Here is a 16,057-nt window from a genome sequence, read left to right as displayed (position 1 = left end):
AAAAATATAAAAACAAAATATTGTTTTAGCACTAAATATAGCTAAAGTTTATTTTTTTAGAAATTAAAATTGAACCCAATGATAAATCAAAATGAAAGACTAGTTCAGTGCATAGATGCGTAAAGATTTAATATTTAGTTTTATCCTTATGCTATTGGTATACCTACTTACATAATACAAACTTTTGATGAAGTAGCAGATATTGAAATTGCTCCAATTATTTCTTTATAGATAATCATGTACATCGAACAATAATTGGTACACTGGCAGGTTTCTTAGAAGAAATATACCAAGTGTTGACATCAATCTCAATTGCAACAATTGTTAATCTAAAAATGTCTTTCTCCCGGCTCACGCTTAGCAAGCATCACCGCACCCGCCATCGCTACTAAAAATAAAACTGATACTAACTCAAAAGGAAGTAAATACTCTCCATATAAAGATTTACCTAGCACTTCAACCATGCCTGTTTGCGAATTGAAACCAAACTTTTCAGCTCCTTCTTTCCCGGCTCTTCTTAAGAATAAAATCAAAACACCTCCCAACAGAACTGCAGTTGCAATTGCTACAGTAATAATCTTGTTGTTTTTTAGCTCATCTGATTCCTGTCTCAGATTCAAGAACATGATTACAAATAAGAAAAGAACCATGATTGCACCTGCATAGACAATGATGTTTACCGCAGCTAAAAACTGTGCGTTTAATAGAATATAGTGTGCAGAAATTGAAAAAAAGGTAACAATCAAATAAATTACACTATGAACAGGGTTTTTCGACATAATTGTACCCAATGCCCCGAAAAGTGTAAGCACTGAAAGAATTGCGAAAGTATACCAAATTGGCGGTAAGCTAAGAATATTTTGCATAATTTGTATCTAATCTGTGGCAAGAAGCCTAAATGAATGATTTTTTACTTCCAAAGTTTCATGGCATCTTCTTTTGTCCATGCATCTCTATGATAGCGTTGATTCATATCTTCTACCAACTGGTCTTTACCGTAAATTACATCAGAACGGTCTGTGAAAACTGGAACGAATTTATCATGGCGTAAATAAACAGCCTGTTTCGGACAAGCCTCTTCACATAAACCACAGAAAATACAACGCAACATATTAATTTCATATACTGCGGCATATTTTTCTTCGCGATATAGATGCTCTTCGCCTTTCACACGTTCTTGTGCAACCATTGAAATTGCTTCAGCAGGACATGCAACTGCACAAAGTCCACATGCTGTACAACGTTCACGGCCTTCTTCATCTCTTTTCAAGATGTGATGTCCACGAAAAACTGGTCCTAAATAACGTTTTTGTTCAGGGTATTCAATTGTAGCTTTCTTTTGAAAGAAGTGCTTAATAGTAATACCTAAGCCTGTTGCGAGTGAAGGTAAATAGCTTCTCTCAAACAAACTCATCTCGGATTTATCAGTTTTTTTTGCTCTATTAGTTAACTGCATAATCTTTATAATTTAGCCCATTAATTATTAAGGGCTTAACAACATTCATTTTATAAATTTGAGAAACACTCTCTTAATTTATGCCCCTAAAACTGCATTTTTCTTTTTAGGGCGAAATGACCAAGCAATTGAGATGATAGTAACCAAAATTGCTAAACCAACCCAAATACCAATTAATTTGTACCCAGATAAAATTGCCGCTGCTGTTACAACAAGGTTTCCAACTGCTAATGGAATTAAGCCTTTCCAACCTAGATTCATTAGTTGGTCATAACGGAATCTTGGTACTGTCCAACGAACCCACATAAAGAAGAAAATTCCAAATAAAATTTTGGTAAACATCGAACCAATACCAACCAATGTGGCAATATTATGTCCTAAATTTAAGCCTAAAGCACTAACTAACTGTGTTTCAACAAAATCCATACCTGGATAATTATACCCACCAAAAAATAAACAAGCTGTTACAGCAGAAGAAGAGAACATATTTATATACTCAGCGAAAAGGTAAAAACCTAATTTCATAGAGCTATATTCTGTATGATATCCACCAACTAATTCGTTTTCACATTCTGGTAAGTCAAATGGCGTACGGTTACATTCAGCAAATGCACAAACAATGAATATCAGAAATCCGAGTGGTTGATAAAACACATTCCAATTTCCACCATGTTGTTGTTCAACGATTTCACGTACTGATAATGTACCCGACATCATCAAAATTGCAATAATTGACATACCCATTGCAAGTTCATAACTAATGTTTTGTGAAGCCGCACGAATAGCACCTAACAAAGAGAATTTATTATTCGATGCCCAACCGCCAATCATTAAGCCATAAACACCCAATGAAACAACACCAAAGATGTAAAGAATACCAATATTAATTTCAATACCTTGTACAAAAACCTCTTTACTTCCAATCATAAATGAATCACCAAAAGGAACTACTGCACTAGACATCAAGGCGGTGAACATTGATAAACATGGACCTAAGATAAATAACCAACGGTCTGCTTCTGCAGGTATGAAATCTTCTTTGAAGAACATTTTTCCCGCATCAGCTAAGGGTTGTAATAAACCACCCCAACCAGCACGGTTAGGCCCACGGCGGTCTTGAATATAAGCTGCAACCTTACGCTCAGCCCAAGTTGAATAAGCTGCAATACCTAAAGTGATAGCAAAAATTACGATAATAATAAGAGCTTTCCAAAGAAACATGCTTTCGGTAAGCCATTGTACAAAAGAACTCATAATAAAAAATTTACGAAGTACAATTGATGAAATATGAACTCTAAGAGTCGATACTTCGAATTTATTTTAATAATCTATTTCAAAAAAATTACTTTTTGAAGAAACCTTCATTCTTCTTCATTAAAGCTTTGTAATCATCTGATTGTTTGATTTCGGCCATTTCATTTACGTATGGACGCGTATCATCAATATTTTTGAATTGAGATTCTGCTAATTTCAAGGCAAACTCTGGTTTCTTCACTAAGTTTCCAGCATATTTATTAGCTGAAATAACTGAGGCTCTGTTTACCTTTGAAGGCCCTTCGATTGTCCAATCGCTAGTTTTCTTTCTTTCGAAGCGACAAGTATTACAAATGAATTCTTTTACTTCACCCCATTCATTTTTACGAGCAGTTACACGAATTACCTCGTCTCCTCTATACCATAATTGAACATTTCCACTGCATTTTTCGCAATTACAATGTGCATCAACAGGTTTTGAGAACCAGACACGATTCTTAAAACGGTATGTTTTATCCGTTAACGCTCCTACTGGGCACACATCAATAACGTTTCCTGAGAAGTCATTATCAATGGCTTTACCAATATAAGTTGAAATTTCGGCGTGGTCTCCTCTACCCATTACACCATGCACACGGCCGTCGGTAATTTGGTCTGCTGTATAAACGCATCTATAACACAATACACAACGAGTCATGTGTAATTGGATGTAAGGACCAATATCTTCTTTCTCAAACGTACGACGTTCTTCTTGGTAGCGAGTTGTACTTACACCATTTTCAAAAGCAAAATCTTGTAAATGGCACTCACCTGCTTGGTCACAAATTGGACAATCAAGTGGATGATTTAATAACAAAAACTCAACCACACCTTTACGTGCTTCTACAACTTGTGGATTAGTAAAGTTTTCAACCACCATACCATCTTGCACTTGTGTAATACAAGAAGCAACTAATTTAGGCATTGGGCGTGGGTCTTTGGCAGAACCAGCAGACACTTTTACTAAACAAGCACGACATTTACCGCCCGAACCTTTCAAAGGTTCGTAGTAGCACATGGCTGGAGGAGCTACCTCTGGACCGATTTTACGAGCTGCCTGCATGATTGTTGTGCCCGGAGCAACTTCAATTTCAATGCCGTCAACTGTAACTTTGAACATTGTTGGTTTTATATCTTCCATCAGTCTTTCTGATAAATAAACTTCAAATCTTTTTTATTATTTAAGCTATATTAAACTAACACAGCTCCTGGGTAAACAGCACCAGGTTTGATAGCTTCATTTGGATGCTTGATGTGCCATTCAAATTCATCACGGAAATGACGAATTGCACTTGCTACTGGCCAAGAAGCCGCATCGCCTAGTGGACAAATTGTATTTCCTTCAATTTTCTTAGAAACATCAACCAATAAATCTATGTCACTCATTGAACCTTTACCATGCTCAATTCGATTTAATACCTTTTGCATCCAACCAGTTCCTTCACGGCAAGGAGAACATTGTCCGCAAGATTCATGCTCGTAAAAACGTGAGAAATTCCAAGTATTACGTACGATACAAGCCGTTTCATCAAAAACGATAAAACCGCCCGAACCTAACATCGTTCCTGTTGCAAATCCTCCGTCTGATAGCGACTCATAAGACATCAATCTATCTTCGCCGTTGGCATTTTTTAAGAATAATGTACCCGGTACAATTGGAACTGAAGAACCTCCAGCAACAACTGCCTTTAGGCGATGTCCTGTGCGAACGCCTCCACAATACTCATCAGAGTTCAAGAATTCATCACAAGATAAACCTAACTCAATTTCGTATACCCCAGGTTTATTGATATGTCCTGAAGCTGAAATCAATTTTGTACCTGTACTTTTACCAACACCTACTGCAGCATAAGCCTCACCACCATTGTTGATAATCCAAGAAACAGTTGAAATTGATTCAACATTATTTACCACCGTTGGCGATTGATAAAGACCTTTTACCGCAGGGAAAGGTGGCTTGTTACGTGGATTACCACGTTTACCTTCCAATGATTCTAAAAGGGCTGTTTCTTCTCCGCAAATATAAGCACCACCGCCTGGTTGAACTACTAATTCTAAATCGTAGCCACTTCCAAGGATATTTTTACCTAAGAAACCAGCAGCTTTAGCCTCTTCAATGGCTTTTTCAAGAATACGCACAACGTACATCAATTCACCTCTCACATAAATGAAAGATTTATTTGCACCTAGAGCATAGCTTGATATAATCATCCCCTCAACTAATAAATGAGGGATAGTTTTCATCAAATAATGGTCTTTGAAAGTACCAGGTTCAGACTCATCGGCATTACATACCAAATAACGTGGAACACCTTCAGGTTTTGCTAAAAAAGACCACTTCATTCCCATGGGGAAACCTGCACCTCCGCGACCACGAACGCCTGACTTTTTAACTTCTTCAACAACCTCATCAGGAGTCATTTTCTTCAAAGCTTTTTCCACAGCAGTGTAACCGCCTTTTTTACGGTAAACTTCGAAAGTTTCGATTCCTGTTGTATTACAATGTTCGGTTAATATTTTTAGTGACATATCTCTTTATTACTTAGAAAGTTCTTCAATAATTTCGTCAACTTTCTGGTTGTTCAAGTGCATATAATATTTTTCACGAATTTGGAAACAAGGTCCCCAACCACAAGCAGCCAAACATTCAACTTCTTTCAAAGTAAATAGACCATCAGAAGTAGTTTCTCCTTTCTTAATGCCTAATTTCTTTTGTAAATGGTCGAAAACTTCTTCACCACCCATCAATACACATGGGCCCGTACGGCAATACTCAATTACGTGCTTACCTACCGGCTCTAAGTGAAACATTGTATAAAATGTTGCCACTTCATAAACCTCAACAGGCTTGATGTTTAATAAACTTGCTACATAATCCATTACTTCAGTACTCATCCATGCAAATTGCTCTTGAGCTAAGTGCATGATTGGTAATAGAGCTGACTTCTGACGTCCTTCTGGATAACGAGCAATAATTTCTTGGACTTTCGCCAATCTTTCGGGTGTAAAAACTATATTTTTATTCTCAGTCATTGTATAATCATTTATTAAGCATCTAACTCACCGGCAATTACGTTTAAGCTACTCATAATTGCGATGGCATCAGAAATTGATACACCTTTGCACATCTCTGGGTATGCTTGATAATAAATAAAGCTCGGACGACGGAAGTGTAAACGGTAAGGAGCACGTCCACCATCACTCACCAAATAAAATCCAAGTTCTCCATTACCCCCTTCAACAGCGTGATAAACTTCACCAGCTGGTGCATCGATTTCTCCCATTACAATCTTGAAATGATAAATCAAGGCTTCCATGTTTTTGTAAACATCATGCTTTGGAGGAAGGTAATAATGGTTTGCATTCGCGTAATATGGCCCTTCTGGAAGATTATCAAGTGCTTGACGGATGATTTTCATACTTTCCCACATTTCTTGGTTACGAACCATGAAACGGTCGTATGTATCTCCATTGTGTCCTACTGGAATATCAAATTCAAAATCTTCATACGAAGAGTATGGCTCCATTACACGAACATCATAGTCAATACCTGCTGCACGAAGATTTGGTCCAGTAAAACCGTATTCCAATGCTCGTTCACCAGTAATTGGACCTACATTCACAACTCTATCAATAAATATTCTATTTCTATTGAAAAGTTTTTCAAATTCGGCTAAAACCTTCGGTAAACTATTATTAACTAAGTCTTTAATTTTAGCAATTGCAGTTGGTGAAAGGTCTCTTTCCATGCCACCAATTCTACCCATGTTGGTAGTTAAACGTGCTCCACAGACTTCTTCGTAAATTTCATAGATTTTTTCACGCTCTTGAAAAACATACAAGAAACCTGAATAAGCACCAGTATCTACGCCTAAGATTGAGTTACAAATAATATGGTCAGCAATACGAGCAAGCTCCATCATGATAACACGGATGTACTGAGCTCTTTTAGGAACAGTAACCCCAAGTAATTTTTCTACTGTCATGTGCCAACCCATATTGTTGATGGGAGATGAACAGTAGTTCATGCGGTCTGTGAGTGTCGTAATTTGATAGAAAGGGCGTCTTTCGGCAATTTTTTCAAAAGCACGGTGAATATAACCGATTGTTTGCTCACCAGAAACAATTTTCTCACCGTCCATTTTCAAGATATTTTGGAAAATACCGTGAGTGGCTGGGTGAGTTGGACCAAGGTTTAAGGTAGTAAGTTCGTTATCTTCAACGATTGGACGATTAAGTGCCAATGCATCTGATGTATTTTTTGGTATTAGTAAGTCTTCCATAAAACCGCTATCCTTCATTTAAGGACTTATAATGAAACTTATTCTATTTAGTTTTATCTTCCAAACAAGGCATCAATCTTATCTTGACGAGTAGCATCTTCGAGTGGATATTCTTTACGCATTGGGAAATAATCCATCTCTTCAATGTTCAAGATTCTGATTAATTTAGGGTGACCATCGAAAATGATTCCAAAGAAATCGTAAGTTTCTCTTTCCATCCAGTTTGCTGAAGGCCATATAGTGGTAGCAGTTGGAATGTGAATGTCTTCTTGCGATAAGAATACCTTTATACGAATTCTAACGTTATTTTCTAAACTATGCAGGTGATAAATCACTCCAAACTCAGCTCCTTGATTATCAGGAAGATGAATACCCGTCAAATCGGTTAAGAAAGTAAAACGAAACGTTTCGTGTTGTTTTAGATATTCAAGAAGCGATATGATATTCTGACGATTAGTGGTGAACGTAAGCAATCCCCAAGGTTCCTCAAAAGAATGCACGTTCTCGCCATATTTGGCTACTATATCTTCAGCTATTTGTTGATTTGTCATTCTAATTCTAAAATTTAAGCTTTCTTCAAAACGAAATCTGTACTTTATTGAATATTGTATGATTGCAATAAAGCTTGATATTCATCAGTATTTCTTCTGCGAAGTGACTCATTAATAGCCAATTCTTGAATTTGCATCAAACCATCCAAAATTTGTTCAGGACGAGGCGGGCAACCAGGCACATACACATCAACTGGAATAACGCGGTCAATACCTTGTAAAACAGAGTAAGTGTCGAACACACCACCACTTGAAGCACAAGCACCAACAGCAATCACCCAACGTGGTTCGGCCATTTGCAAATATACTTGCTTTACAATTGGAGCCATTTTCTTAGCTATTGTTCCCATAACCATTAGCAAATCTGCTTGACGAGGAGAGAAACTTGGACGTTCAGAACCAAATCGTGAAATATCGTAGTGAGCTCCCATCGTAGCCATAAACTCAATACCACAACAAGAAGTGGCAAATGGTAATGGCCATAAAGATTTACTACGTGCAATACCAATTACTTTTTCGAATGAAGTTGCAAAAAAGCCTGACCCTTCAAATCCTTCAGGAGCTTCTATAGTTTTTATTTGATTACTCATATTATCTGATTATCAATAGTATAATTGTAGGAACACAATTTCTATTATTCAACTAAGTGTTATATTAATTTGTTTGGGTTCAAACAAATTATTAGTCTCTTTCCCAGTTCAATACGCCTTTACGTATGATATAGTAGAAACCAGCCATTAACAATGCTAGGAACACAACCATTTCTCCAAAGCCAAACCAACCTAATTTCTTGAAGTTAACCGCCCAAGGGTACATAAAAATAACCTCAACATCAAAAAGTACGAATAAAATGGCCGTTAAGAAATATTTGATTGATATAGGAGCACGAGCATCACCTACCGAGTCAATTCCACATTCAAATGGAGCATCTTTTTGTGAGCTACTTCGTTTTGGACCTATAGCATGAGTAACAAACATTGTTACTACGATGAAACCTATAGCAGCTAAAAGCTGTACTATAATTGGGAGAAAATCTGATGGCAAAAATTCTTTCATATCTAAATAATTAACAGTAGTCAAAATTGTTTAATAATCTATTTTAAGCTTTTCACTTACTGTTGCCTTTTATGTTCCAAAATTACTATTGTTATACTTAGAAACAAAATAAAAAAGGGGTGAAAATATTTTCACCCCTTTTTTATTTGATAATTATTCGAGAAGATGCTTCATAATTCCCACTGTGTAGTCGAAGAATGTATTCTCCTTTCTCCAATTGTCTTAAATCAAGGGTTCGTTTTTCTTTCAAATCCGACAAATAACTTGTATAAACTTTCTCTCCAATTATATTAAATACGCTAATTATTGCATTTGGATTATCATCAATAGTTTCCAAAGTAATTATCCCATTTGGATTTGGATTTGGATATACTCTCAAGCCTTTATCAAGATATGGTACGAAAACATTAATGTTATTTGAATAAGTTGAAAAACATGTTAGATTTTTATTATCGGGCAATGGATATTTAACAATCGTTCTTACCGAGTAATTTCCTGAGGTATTCGCTTTTAAAATTGGGGTTATCGCTGAAAGCTCTTCATTATCTTTTTTCCAATTAAAAAGAATGTTAGACATTGATGTAGTTGGCAATATTGCTGATAACTGAAATGCCCCATCTACATTAAGAGTTGGTGATGGTGGGTTCTCCTTGACATCTACTGTGATTGAGTTCGGTTTCGAAAAACAGTTTTTTTCGTCTCTGATAGTCAATGTATAAACGCCCGCCCTATCTACTTTTATATCTTTACTATTTGAGCCATTACTCCAATAATAAGCAGCGGCATCGCTACTACTCAAAACTAATATCATTCCATTACAAATCGTATTAGATTGATTAGAGGTTGTGATGGTTGCAGTGGGAGAAGGTATATATTTTAAATTCAGTGAATCTGGAGATGATTCGCATCCATTTTCATCTTTTATAGCAAGTGTATATAAGCCTTCTTTTGAAGTATATATTTCTCTTGTTGATTCCCCTGTGCTCCATTTATAGCCAATTGCTGATTGAACGATTGGTGAAAGTTTAACCACATTTCCTTCACAAAAACTATCTAATCCTTCCACAACAATTTTTATTTGTGGTAATGAATTTACGGTTATTTTTTTTGAAATGACATCAGAAGTACAACCAAAACTATCTTTCACTCTTAAAGTATAAACACCGTCAGTTCTTACATTGATGGATTTTGTTGTAGCACCAGTATTCCACAAATAGGTAGCAAAATTATTTTCAGAAAATATATTAACACTTTTACCTAAACAGAAGCTTGTTTCCCCATCAGCCAAAATATTTGTTGTAGGTCTTGGTCTATAAACCACATCAATAAAAGATTGTGATTCACATCCATTTTGTCCCTTTATTTTTAAATTATATGTACCCTCTTTACTAACAGTTATACGCTTAGACGTTTCGTTTGTATTCCACAAATACGAAACCCCATCGTTATTATTGGTATAAAGTTCAAGGGTTTCGTCTGGGCAAATAGGGATAGATTTTGTAGTATTAATAACATTTATTGGTGAAGGAATTGTACTAATACTAATCGAATTTGACACTTTAGATTTGCAGCCATTTAGTGAATAATTTACCACCGAATAACTTTCGGCCTTGCGAGCAATGATTGATTGCCCTCTTTCGCCATTACTCCAAACATTTCCAGTAGCTAAATTTGAAGTCAATAACACTCCTTGTCCATCACAAAAAGTAGTATTTCCATTAGCTGTAATGGAGGGTTGTGTTACATCATTATTGGGTGAAAGTGTAAATGGCTGTGAAAAAACTGTATTTCCGACATCATCAATGGCTTTAAATGAATAGGTTCCACTTGTGGCTGAAATAACATTTGTAGTAATCCCATTACTCCATTTATAAAATGGGTAACCACCAGTACTGATTGTAAATTTATTAATTGTTGCGTCTGAATTACAAGCAATATTTACAACTGGTAAACTGCGAGCCATCAGTGGTTGTGAATTAGCAAAGAAATTCCTATCCAAAAAACTATTCCAATAGTCGGCAGCAACGGCTAAGCCATCATTAAAAAAATGTATACCATCTGCTCTAAAATTCGTACCAACAATTTCATCAGTACTTGGACCAGTGAAGACATTTGAAATTCTTTGGATTGTTAGGTTTTGGCCTTCGATTACCGCAGGCCAAACAAAAGGATTTCTTGATGAACGTGCAACTACCCATGCTAAATCATTCTTTCTTGCATCTGACCTACTTTTTTCAATAATCGTTTTTAGATTATTGTAATAATACTCAGCATTCGACTTATCATCACTTTCTCCCTGTTGCCACAAAACTCCTCTTACTCCTGTGCGTGTAACGTAATGTTGTAAAGCAGCCTTTAAACCTCTGTAAGGCATGCCTGCAACTTTCACAAATATTGGCAACTCATTTCTCAAATCTTCACCATCAGCGGAACGTCGCCAAACTTCACAACTTAAACCACCTAAGGCAGCTCCATAGAAAAGCACAGGCACATTTAGCTTTTGAACTAACTTATCACCAAGCCTTGCCCAAAACCATGGCACATAATTATATGGTGCCATTTTGGTATTATTGCCTAGTTGTGAGAACTGAAACGGAAGGTTATCTTCATTCAGAATGGGGTCATAATAGTTTATCGTTGAGACTCTATCGTCAGTAGCTCCAATTTGAGCACCCGAATAGGCAGGGTCTCCTTGGGCATTTGATTGACCTGCTACGATAAATACTTCTCCGATACCAACTTTTTCTAACTTAGTAGAAGCTACAATATTACCATTTAAAATACCTCTAGCCTCAATGTTATACCAACCACCACTTAATGTTATTGTGGTATTAAAAATTCCGTTATTATTAAAATTTTGTGCAACATTCCAAGAAGTTTCGGTACCTTGACCACTTGTTACAGGTACGGCTCTCACTTCAATTTTATCTAGTTGTTGGAAATAACTACCTGCAATGTTTATACTTGCTTGGTTCTGATTGTTTCTTTGAAAAACAATTCTTGTAACTGGAAAGGTTATCTGTATTTGCGAAAAAGAATCTAAAAGAATCAAATTCATTAACATGACTAACCCAATCTTTAAATAATTCATTTTTTTATGTATGGGTTCGGTTTTAAATACCTCATGCAAAATTAAAATGGGTATTTCCTTTAATCAATATTATATATACGATTCTTGATTAAAAAAATTATTCAAGTGTTCAAATACTATACTATCAATATAAAATGGAAAAAGTTTGAAATCGTTGGCAACAATCGCTTAATTAGAAGAAATTACAACTAATTATACTCAACACCTTAAGAAGCCTTATCACAGAACAAATGTTCACTTGGCATCTATTGAATAAAACCACTTAAAATAAATAACTACTAGATTACTTTTCCTATTATACTAACTAAATAATAGTAGGTTGAGAATAAGTAAATTGTTGAATTACGGCTACCATTTTTTTGATAAGTGACAACAATTTTAATAGATTAGGGTAGAATAACATATCTATGCTCTTCAAGATTTAAGCTTTTACTAAACAAATTTCCCAAGAAGCTCAATATGAACTAGAATGACAATTTTAAATTATATGAAAACGTTTTTATAACCTAGAGAAACAAAACCGTTTAACTTTCTAAGTTTTTATATTAAATCCTTAATTTTAGATTTAATCTTTTATTTCTCTAAATTCATCCAAATTAAGTCCTTTAACTCATCAATTCCTTGATTAGAAACTGCTGAGAAGCAAACAAATGGTAAATCTTCAGGTACTTTACTTTTAATTTTCTTTAATTGTTTTTCGTCAATCAAATCAATTTTTGAAATACCTAGTAATCTCTTTTTATCTAATAGCTCTGGATTGTATTTTTTTAATTCTTTGAGAAGAGTTTTGTACTCTTTCATTGGATTTTCAGCAGCGGCTGAAACAACAAAAAGCAAAATTGAGTTTCGTTCAATGTGTCTTAGGAAGCGTAGACCTAATCCTTTACCTTCAGAAGCACCTTCAATAATTCCCGGAATATCAGCCATTACAAATGACTTGAAATTACGATAAGCTACTACACCAAGATTAGGAGTAAGAGTTGTAAAAGCATAGTCGGCTATCTCTGGTTTGGCTGCAGAAACTACTGAAAGTAAAGTCGATTTACCTGCATTTGGAAATCCTACAAGGCCAACATCAGCTAGAACTTTTAGCTCTAAAATTATCCAAGCTTCTTGTCCTGCATCACCAGATTGATGGTATTCGGGGGCTTGATTAACCGAATTTCTAAAATGCCAGTTACCCAAACCACCTCTTCCACCGGGTAATAAGATTATTTCTTGTCCATCACTCGTTACTTCTCCTATTATCTCTCCTGTTTCAGAGTCTTTAGCGATTGTACCAAGTGGAACTTCAATTATTTTATCTTCTCCTTGTCTGCCCGAACGACGTCCCCCCTCACCTGCTACACCGTGCTGGGCTTTGATGTGTTTTTGAAATTTTAAGTGTAAGAGTGTCCAATATTGAGCATTACCACGCAAGATAATGTGTCCACCTCTTCCACCATCACCGCCGTCAGGGCCTCCATTAGGAACGTGCTTTTCCCTTCTGAAATGCCTTGAACCAGCTCCTCCATTTCCAGAAACACAATTTATTTTTACGTAATCAATAAAGTTACTCGTCATATCTTAATACAATATATCAATGTACATACCTTGTGTAAACTAATTTAAAAAGTACACAATGTCCACATCATTCATTAAAATGAATTATTTTTTTGCTTCGTCAATTGCTGAACAAATAGCATTAAAAATTGACTCAATTTCTCCAATTCCATTTACCTTTACTACCTTACCTTGATTTTGGTAGTAAGGCAATACATGAATAGTTTTTGAGAAATACTCATCAATTCTTTTTATAAGTTTATCTTCATCATCATCTGCACGACCACTAACTTTTTTTCTTTCAGCAATTCTATTTTTAATTTCTTCCTCAGTCACATCTAATTGCAAAACGAGGTCGATTTTTTCTGATTTTCCTTCCAAAAATTTATCCAATGCCTCAGCCTGAGGGACAGTTCTTGGAAAACCATCAAAAATAAAACCTGTTGCATCTGGGTTATTTTGTACTTCCTCTTCCAACATTTCAATTGTTATTGAATCTGGAACAAGTAAGCCATCTGCTAAAATTTGTTTTACTTTTTGCCCCAAAGCTGTATTTTGGCTAATATGCATTCTGAACATATCACCAGTTGAAATGTGAGCTAATCGGTATTTATCAATAATCTTAGCTGATTGTGTACCCTTACCTGCACCCGGAGGCCCGAAAATAACTAAATTAAACATAATTGTGGTTCTTAAACTATTAAGAGGTTAGCTTTAGTGAATTTTAAAAAACTATGATTGGGCAAAAATAAATCATTATTTTAGAAAATATAAGTTTAAATAGAAATAAATTATCATTTAAAACAATAAAGTCTGGTAAATTATACCAGACTTTATTGTTTTAACCAATTTTAAAATCTTTGTTTAATTTTTTGGTTGAGCTCCCCCGCTAGGTGAATTATTATTTGGTGATGGTGTTGTACCTGCAGCAGGAGTTGTACCAGCATTAATACTTTGCAACACTTGCTGTGCTTTAGTATTTGTTGGGTCAAACTTCAGAGCCAAATTCATAAATTCAGTAGCTTTAGCTGGATTTTTTTCAACTAACAATGCTTTGTAACCCAAATATCCATAAGCCTCTGAGAAATATTTAGCATTTTTAGGGTCTGCTTTATTAACATCAGTCGATAAATTCACATATTTTTCATAATATGGAGCAGCAGAGAATGTACTATCAACTGTTGTACCTAATGCATATTGTTTTGCACGAGCTTTTTGCATATATGGGAACAACCATGTGTCTTTATATAACTCAATTGCTTTTGAATATATAGTATCAGCTTTTGAGAAATTTCTTCCACGCATGTAAGCATCAGCTAAATTGTAGTAATCTGTAGCTGTACCACCCTTTTTAGATACTGCAATTTGTTTTTCATAGCTTTCAGCAACTCTTGACCAATTTCTTTGTGCTTTGTATATATTCACAATTGCACCTCTATAATCATAAGTCGAGTCACCTTTTTCGATTGCAGTTTCCATATTGAAAACTGCTAATGAATCATTCAACTTCTTGTTTGCGTCATCTTTAATACATGCATACCCACGACCTAACATACCCCAGTCAGAAGCTAAATGACGTTCTTTCGCTGCTTGATTCAAGAATTCGCCAATATTTTTTACACCATCTGCACATTCTCCTTTTTCAACTTGAATATAACCTTTCAAGCGGAATTTGATTGGGTCTTTTTCTGTATCAAAGATTTGATTCAAAATTGATAAAGCACCTTCATAATCTTTACTTGCAGTCGCTAACTTAATGTAACGTAACTTTTCAGCTGGCGTAGCTTCACTTTTTTCTAAAGCAAGTTTTGCATTTTTTGCCGCTTGTCCAAAGTTACCAAATGTAGTAAATAAATTACTTAAGTAATAGTAAGCAGGTGCGTATTCAGGGTCTGCAGCTATTGCCTCATTAAAGAAACCTTGAGCTTTTTGATATTGTTTTCCTTGATACCAAACACGACCCATTAATGTTTTAATCTTTGCTAATTTCTGACCCATATTTGCAGCATTTTCTAATGCAGTCATAGCAGCACCACCATCATTTTTGATGAGATAAGCTTTTGCCATTGCAATATAATAGTCAGGATTATTCTTAACTTTTTGCAAATCTAATCCTGCTTGAATGTTTGTTACTGCTTCGGCAGGGTCATTTACTTTGTCTGATAAAGCATACGCCTCACCAATTCTAAACATTACATCTGCGTTCTTATTTTTTGTATCTTTTTTAATCAAATCAAAATCAGCCTTTGCACCAGCTCTATCGCCCGATAATAACTTTACAGTTGCCAAGCCAACACGATTCAAAGGATCTGGACGCTTCGCATCAAGTGCTGCACCTTTTGTAAATGCATCTTTAGCTTTTTCCAAATCATTGGCTCCATCTTGAAGATTAAGATAATAATAGCCGAGATAATAATAGTTTTCTGCCGTTGGAGCCGATGATACCAATTGCTTGAAAATAGTTTCAGCAGCATTATATCGCTCAGCATCCAAGTTTTTCAGTCCGTCCTGCACAGTTTGTGCCATTGTTTGGAACGACGCCAGCACAGCTACTGCTGCTACTGCCAAAGATTTCAAAATCTTGTTCATTTACACTCTAAAAGTTAGGTTTACAGATTTTTTGATTTATATAAATACTAAGCAAAGTTAATAAAAATGTGTATTAGTTAAAAAAAATATTTAAAAACCTCAATTTTATTATTTTGCTTTTTCACAATTAGACAGATTTTTGTTTCGATAGTTATAAAAATATTTGTTAATCATTTGTTAAAACAAATCAAAAATA

Annotated in this window: 14 protein-coding genes; all 14 read right to left on the bottom strand. The window is 35.3% G+C overall.

The features are described from left to right. Positions 1–329 precede the first annotated feature (329 nt). A complete protein-coding gene (locus EMTOL_RS16440) occupies positions 330–866 on the bottom strand; it encodes an NADH-quinone oxidoreductase subunit J family protein (protein ID WP_015030439.1) in 537 nt (178 codons plus the stop codon). Between the two features lie 44 nt (positions 867–910). Beyond that, positions 911–1,456 carry a NuoI/complex I 23 kDa subunit family protein gene (locus EMTOL_RS16435; protein ID WP_015030438.1) on the bottom strand — a complete coding sequence of 182 codons (546 nt, stop codon included), beginning with the start codon at positions 1,454–1,456 and terminating at the stop codon, positions 911–913. Between the two features lie 78 nt (positions 1,457–1,534). Next, on the bottom strand, positions 1,535–2,710 hold the full coding sequence (gene nuoH, locus EMTOL_RS16430) for an NADH-quinone oxidoreductase subunit NuoH (RefSeq protein WP_015030437.1): 1,176 nt from the start codon (positions 2,708–2,710) through the stop codon (positions 1,535–1,537). A gap of 88 nt (positions 2,711–2,798) precedes the next feature. Continuing rightward, positions 2,799–3,890 (bottom strand): NADH-quinone oxidoreductase subunit G, encoded by a 1,092-nt coding sequence (locus tag EMTOL_RS16425; protein WP_015030436.1) that lies wholly within the window; start codon positions 3,888–3,890, stop codon positions 2,799–2,801. Positions 3,891–3,940: 50 nt separating this feature from the next. Continuing rightward, the gene (gene nuoF / locus EMTOL_RS16420; protein WP_015030435.1) at positions 3,941–5,278 is read right to left on the bottom strand and encodes an NADH-quinone oxidoreductase subunit NuoF; all 1,338 of its coding nucleotides are present in this window, start codon (positions 5,276–5,278) and stop codon (positions 3,941–3,943) included. A 9-nt stretch (positions 5,279–5,287) separates the two neighbouring features. Then, entirely contained in the window at positions 5,288–5,782 is a 495-nt protein-coding gene (gene nuoE / locus EMTOL_RS16415) for an NADH-quinone oxidoreductase subunit NuoE (RefSeq protein WP_015030434.1), read from the bottom strand. A 14-nt stretch (positions 5,783–5,796) separates the two neighbouring features. Next, the gene (locus EMTOL_RS16410; protein ID WP_041693629.1) at positions 5,797–7,032 is read right to left on the bottom strand and encodes an NADH-quinone oxidoreductase subunit D; all 1,236 of its coding nucleotides are present in this window, start codon (positions 7,030–7,032) and stop codon (positions 5,797–5,799) included. 53 nt (positions 7,033–7,085) lie between these two features. Further along, on the bottom strand, positions 7,086–7,583 hold the full coding sequence (locus tag EMTOL_RS16405) for an NADH-quinone oxidoreductase subunit C (protein ID WP_015030432.1): 498 nt from the start codon (positions 7,581–7,583) through the stop codon (positions 7,086–7,088). 44 nt (positions 7,584–7,627) lie between these two features. After that, entirely contained in the window at positions 7,628–8,173 is a 546-nt protein-coding gene (locus EMTOL_RS16400; RefSeq protein ID WP_015030431.1) for an NADH-quinone oxidoreductase subunit B, read from the bottom strand. 91 nt (positions 8,174–8,264) lie between these two features. Next, a complete protein-coding gene (locus tag EMTOL_RS16395; protein WP_015030430.1) occupies positions 8,265–8,639 on the bottom strand; it encodes an NADH-quinone oxidoreductase subunit A in 375 nt (124 codons plus the stop codon). Positions 8,640–8,781: 142 nt separating this feature from the next. After that, the gene (locus tag EMTOL_RS16390; protein ID WP_015030429.1) at positions 8,782–11,730 is read right to left on the bottom strand and encodes a T9SS type A sorting domain-containing protein; all 2,949 of its coding nucleotides are present in this window, start codon (positions 11,728–11,730) and stop codon (positions 8,782–8,784) included. A gap of 573 nt (positions 11,731–12,303) precedes the next feature. Next, positions 12,304–13,293: a GTPase ObgE gene (gene obgE, locus EMTOL_RS16385; protein WP_015030428.1), complete on the bottom strand. Its 990-nt coding sequence runs from the start codon at positions 13,291–13,293 to the stop codon at positions 12,304–12,306. A gap of 84 nt (positions 13,294–13,377) precedes the next feature. Beyond that, complete coding sequence (locus EMTOL_RS16380; protein ID WP_015030427.1) at positions 13,378–13,953, bottom strand: adenylate kinase; 576 nt, start codon at positions 13,951–13,953, stop codon at positions 13,378–13,380. Between the two features lie 183 nt (positions 13,954–14,136). Continuing rightward, complete coding sequence (locus tag EMTOL_RS16375; protein ID WP_015030426.1) at positions 14,137–15,861, bottom strand: tetratricopeptide repeat protein; 1,725 nt, start codon at positions 15,859–15,861, stop codon at positions 14,137–14,139. Positions 15,862–16,057 lie beyond the last annotated feature (196 nt).

It is taken from the genome of Emticicia oligotrophica DSM 17448 (assembly GCF_000263195.1).
In the GTDB taxonomy this organism is placed as follows: Bacteria; Bacteroidota; Bacteroidia; order Cytophagales; family Spirosomataceae; genus Emticicia; species Emticicia oligotrophica.
Note: the sequence above shows the minus strand (reverse complement) of the source record. Positions and strands in the feature narration are given on the sequence as shown.

Coding starts and splice junctions, on each gene's coding strand:
- EMTOL_RS16380 (WP_015030427.1), bottom strand. CDS start 13,953: ATGTTTAATTTAGTTATTTTCGGGCCTCCGGGTGCAGGTAAGGGTACA.
- EMTOL_RS16405 (WP_015030432.1), bottom strand. CDS start 7,583: ATGACAAATCAACAAATAGCTGAAGATATAGTAGCCAAATATGGCGAG.
- nuoF (WP_015030435.1), bottom strand. CDS start 5,278: ATGTCACTAAAAATATTAACCGAACATTGTAATACAACAGGAATCGAA.
- EMTOL_RS16395 (WP_015030430.1), bottom strand. CDS start 8,639: ATGAAAGAATTTTTGCCATCAGATTTTCTCCCAATTATAGTACAGCTT.
- EMTOL_RS16400 (WP_015030431.1), bottom strand. CDS start 8,173: ATGAGTAATCAAATAAAAACTATAGAAGCTCCTGAAGGATTTGAAGGG.
- EMTOL_RS16425 (WP_015030436.1), bottom strand. CDS start 3,890: ATGGAAGATATAAAACCAACAATGTTCAAAGTTACAGTTGACGGCATT.
- nuoH (WP_015030437.1), bottom strand. CDS start 2,710: ATGAGTTCTTTTGTACAATGGCTTACCGAAAGCATGTTTCTTTGGAAA.
- obgE (WP_015030428.1), bottom strand. CDS start 13,293: ATGACGAGTAACTTTATTGATTACGTAAAAATAAATTGTGTTTCTGGA.
- EMTOL_RS16410 (WP_041693629.1), bottom strand. CDS start 7,032: ATGGAAGACTTACTAATACCAAAAAATACATCAGATGCATTGGCACTT.
- nuoE (WP_015030434.1), bottom strand. CDS start 5,782: ATGACTGAGAATAAAAATATAGTTTTTACACCCGAAAGATTGGCGAAA.
- EMTOL_RS16440 (WP_015030439.1), bottom strand. CDS start 866: ATGCAAAATATTCTTAGCTTACCGCCAATTTGGTATACTTTCGCAATT.
- EMTOL_RS16390 (WP_015030429.1), bottom strand. CDS start 11,730: ATGAATTATTTAAAGATTGGGTTAGTCATGTTAATGAATTTGATTCTT.
- EMTOL_RS16435 (WP_015030438.1), bottom strand. CDS start 1,456: ATGCAGTTAACTAATAGAGCAAAAAAAACTGATAAATCCGAGATGAGT.
- EMTOL_RS16375 (WP_015030426.1), bottom strand. CDS start 15,861: ATGAACAAGATTTTGAAATCTTTGGCAGTAGCAGCAGTAGCTGTGCTG.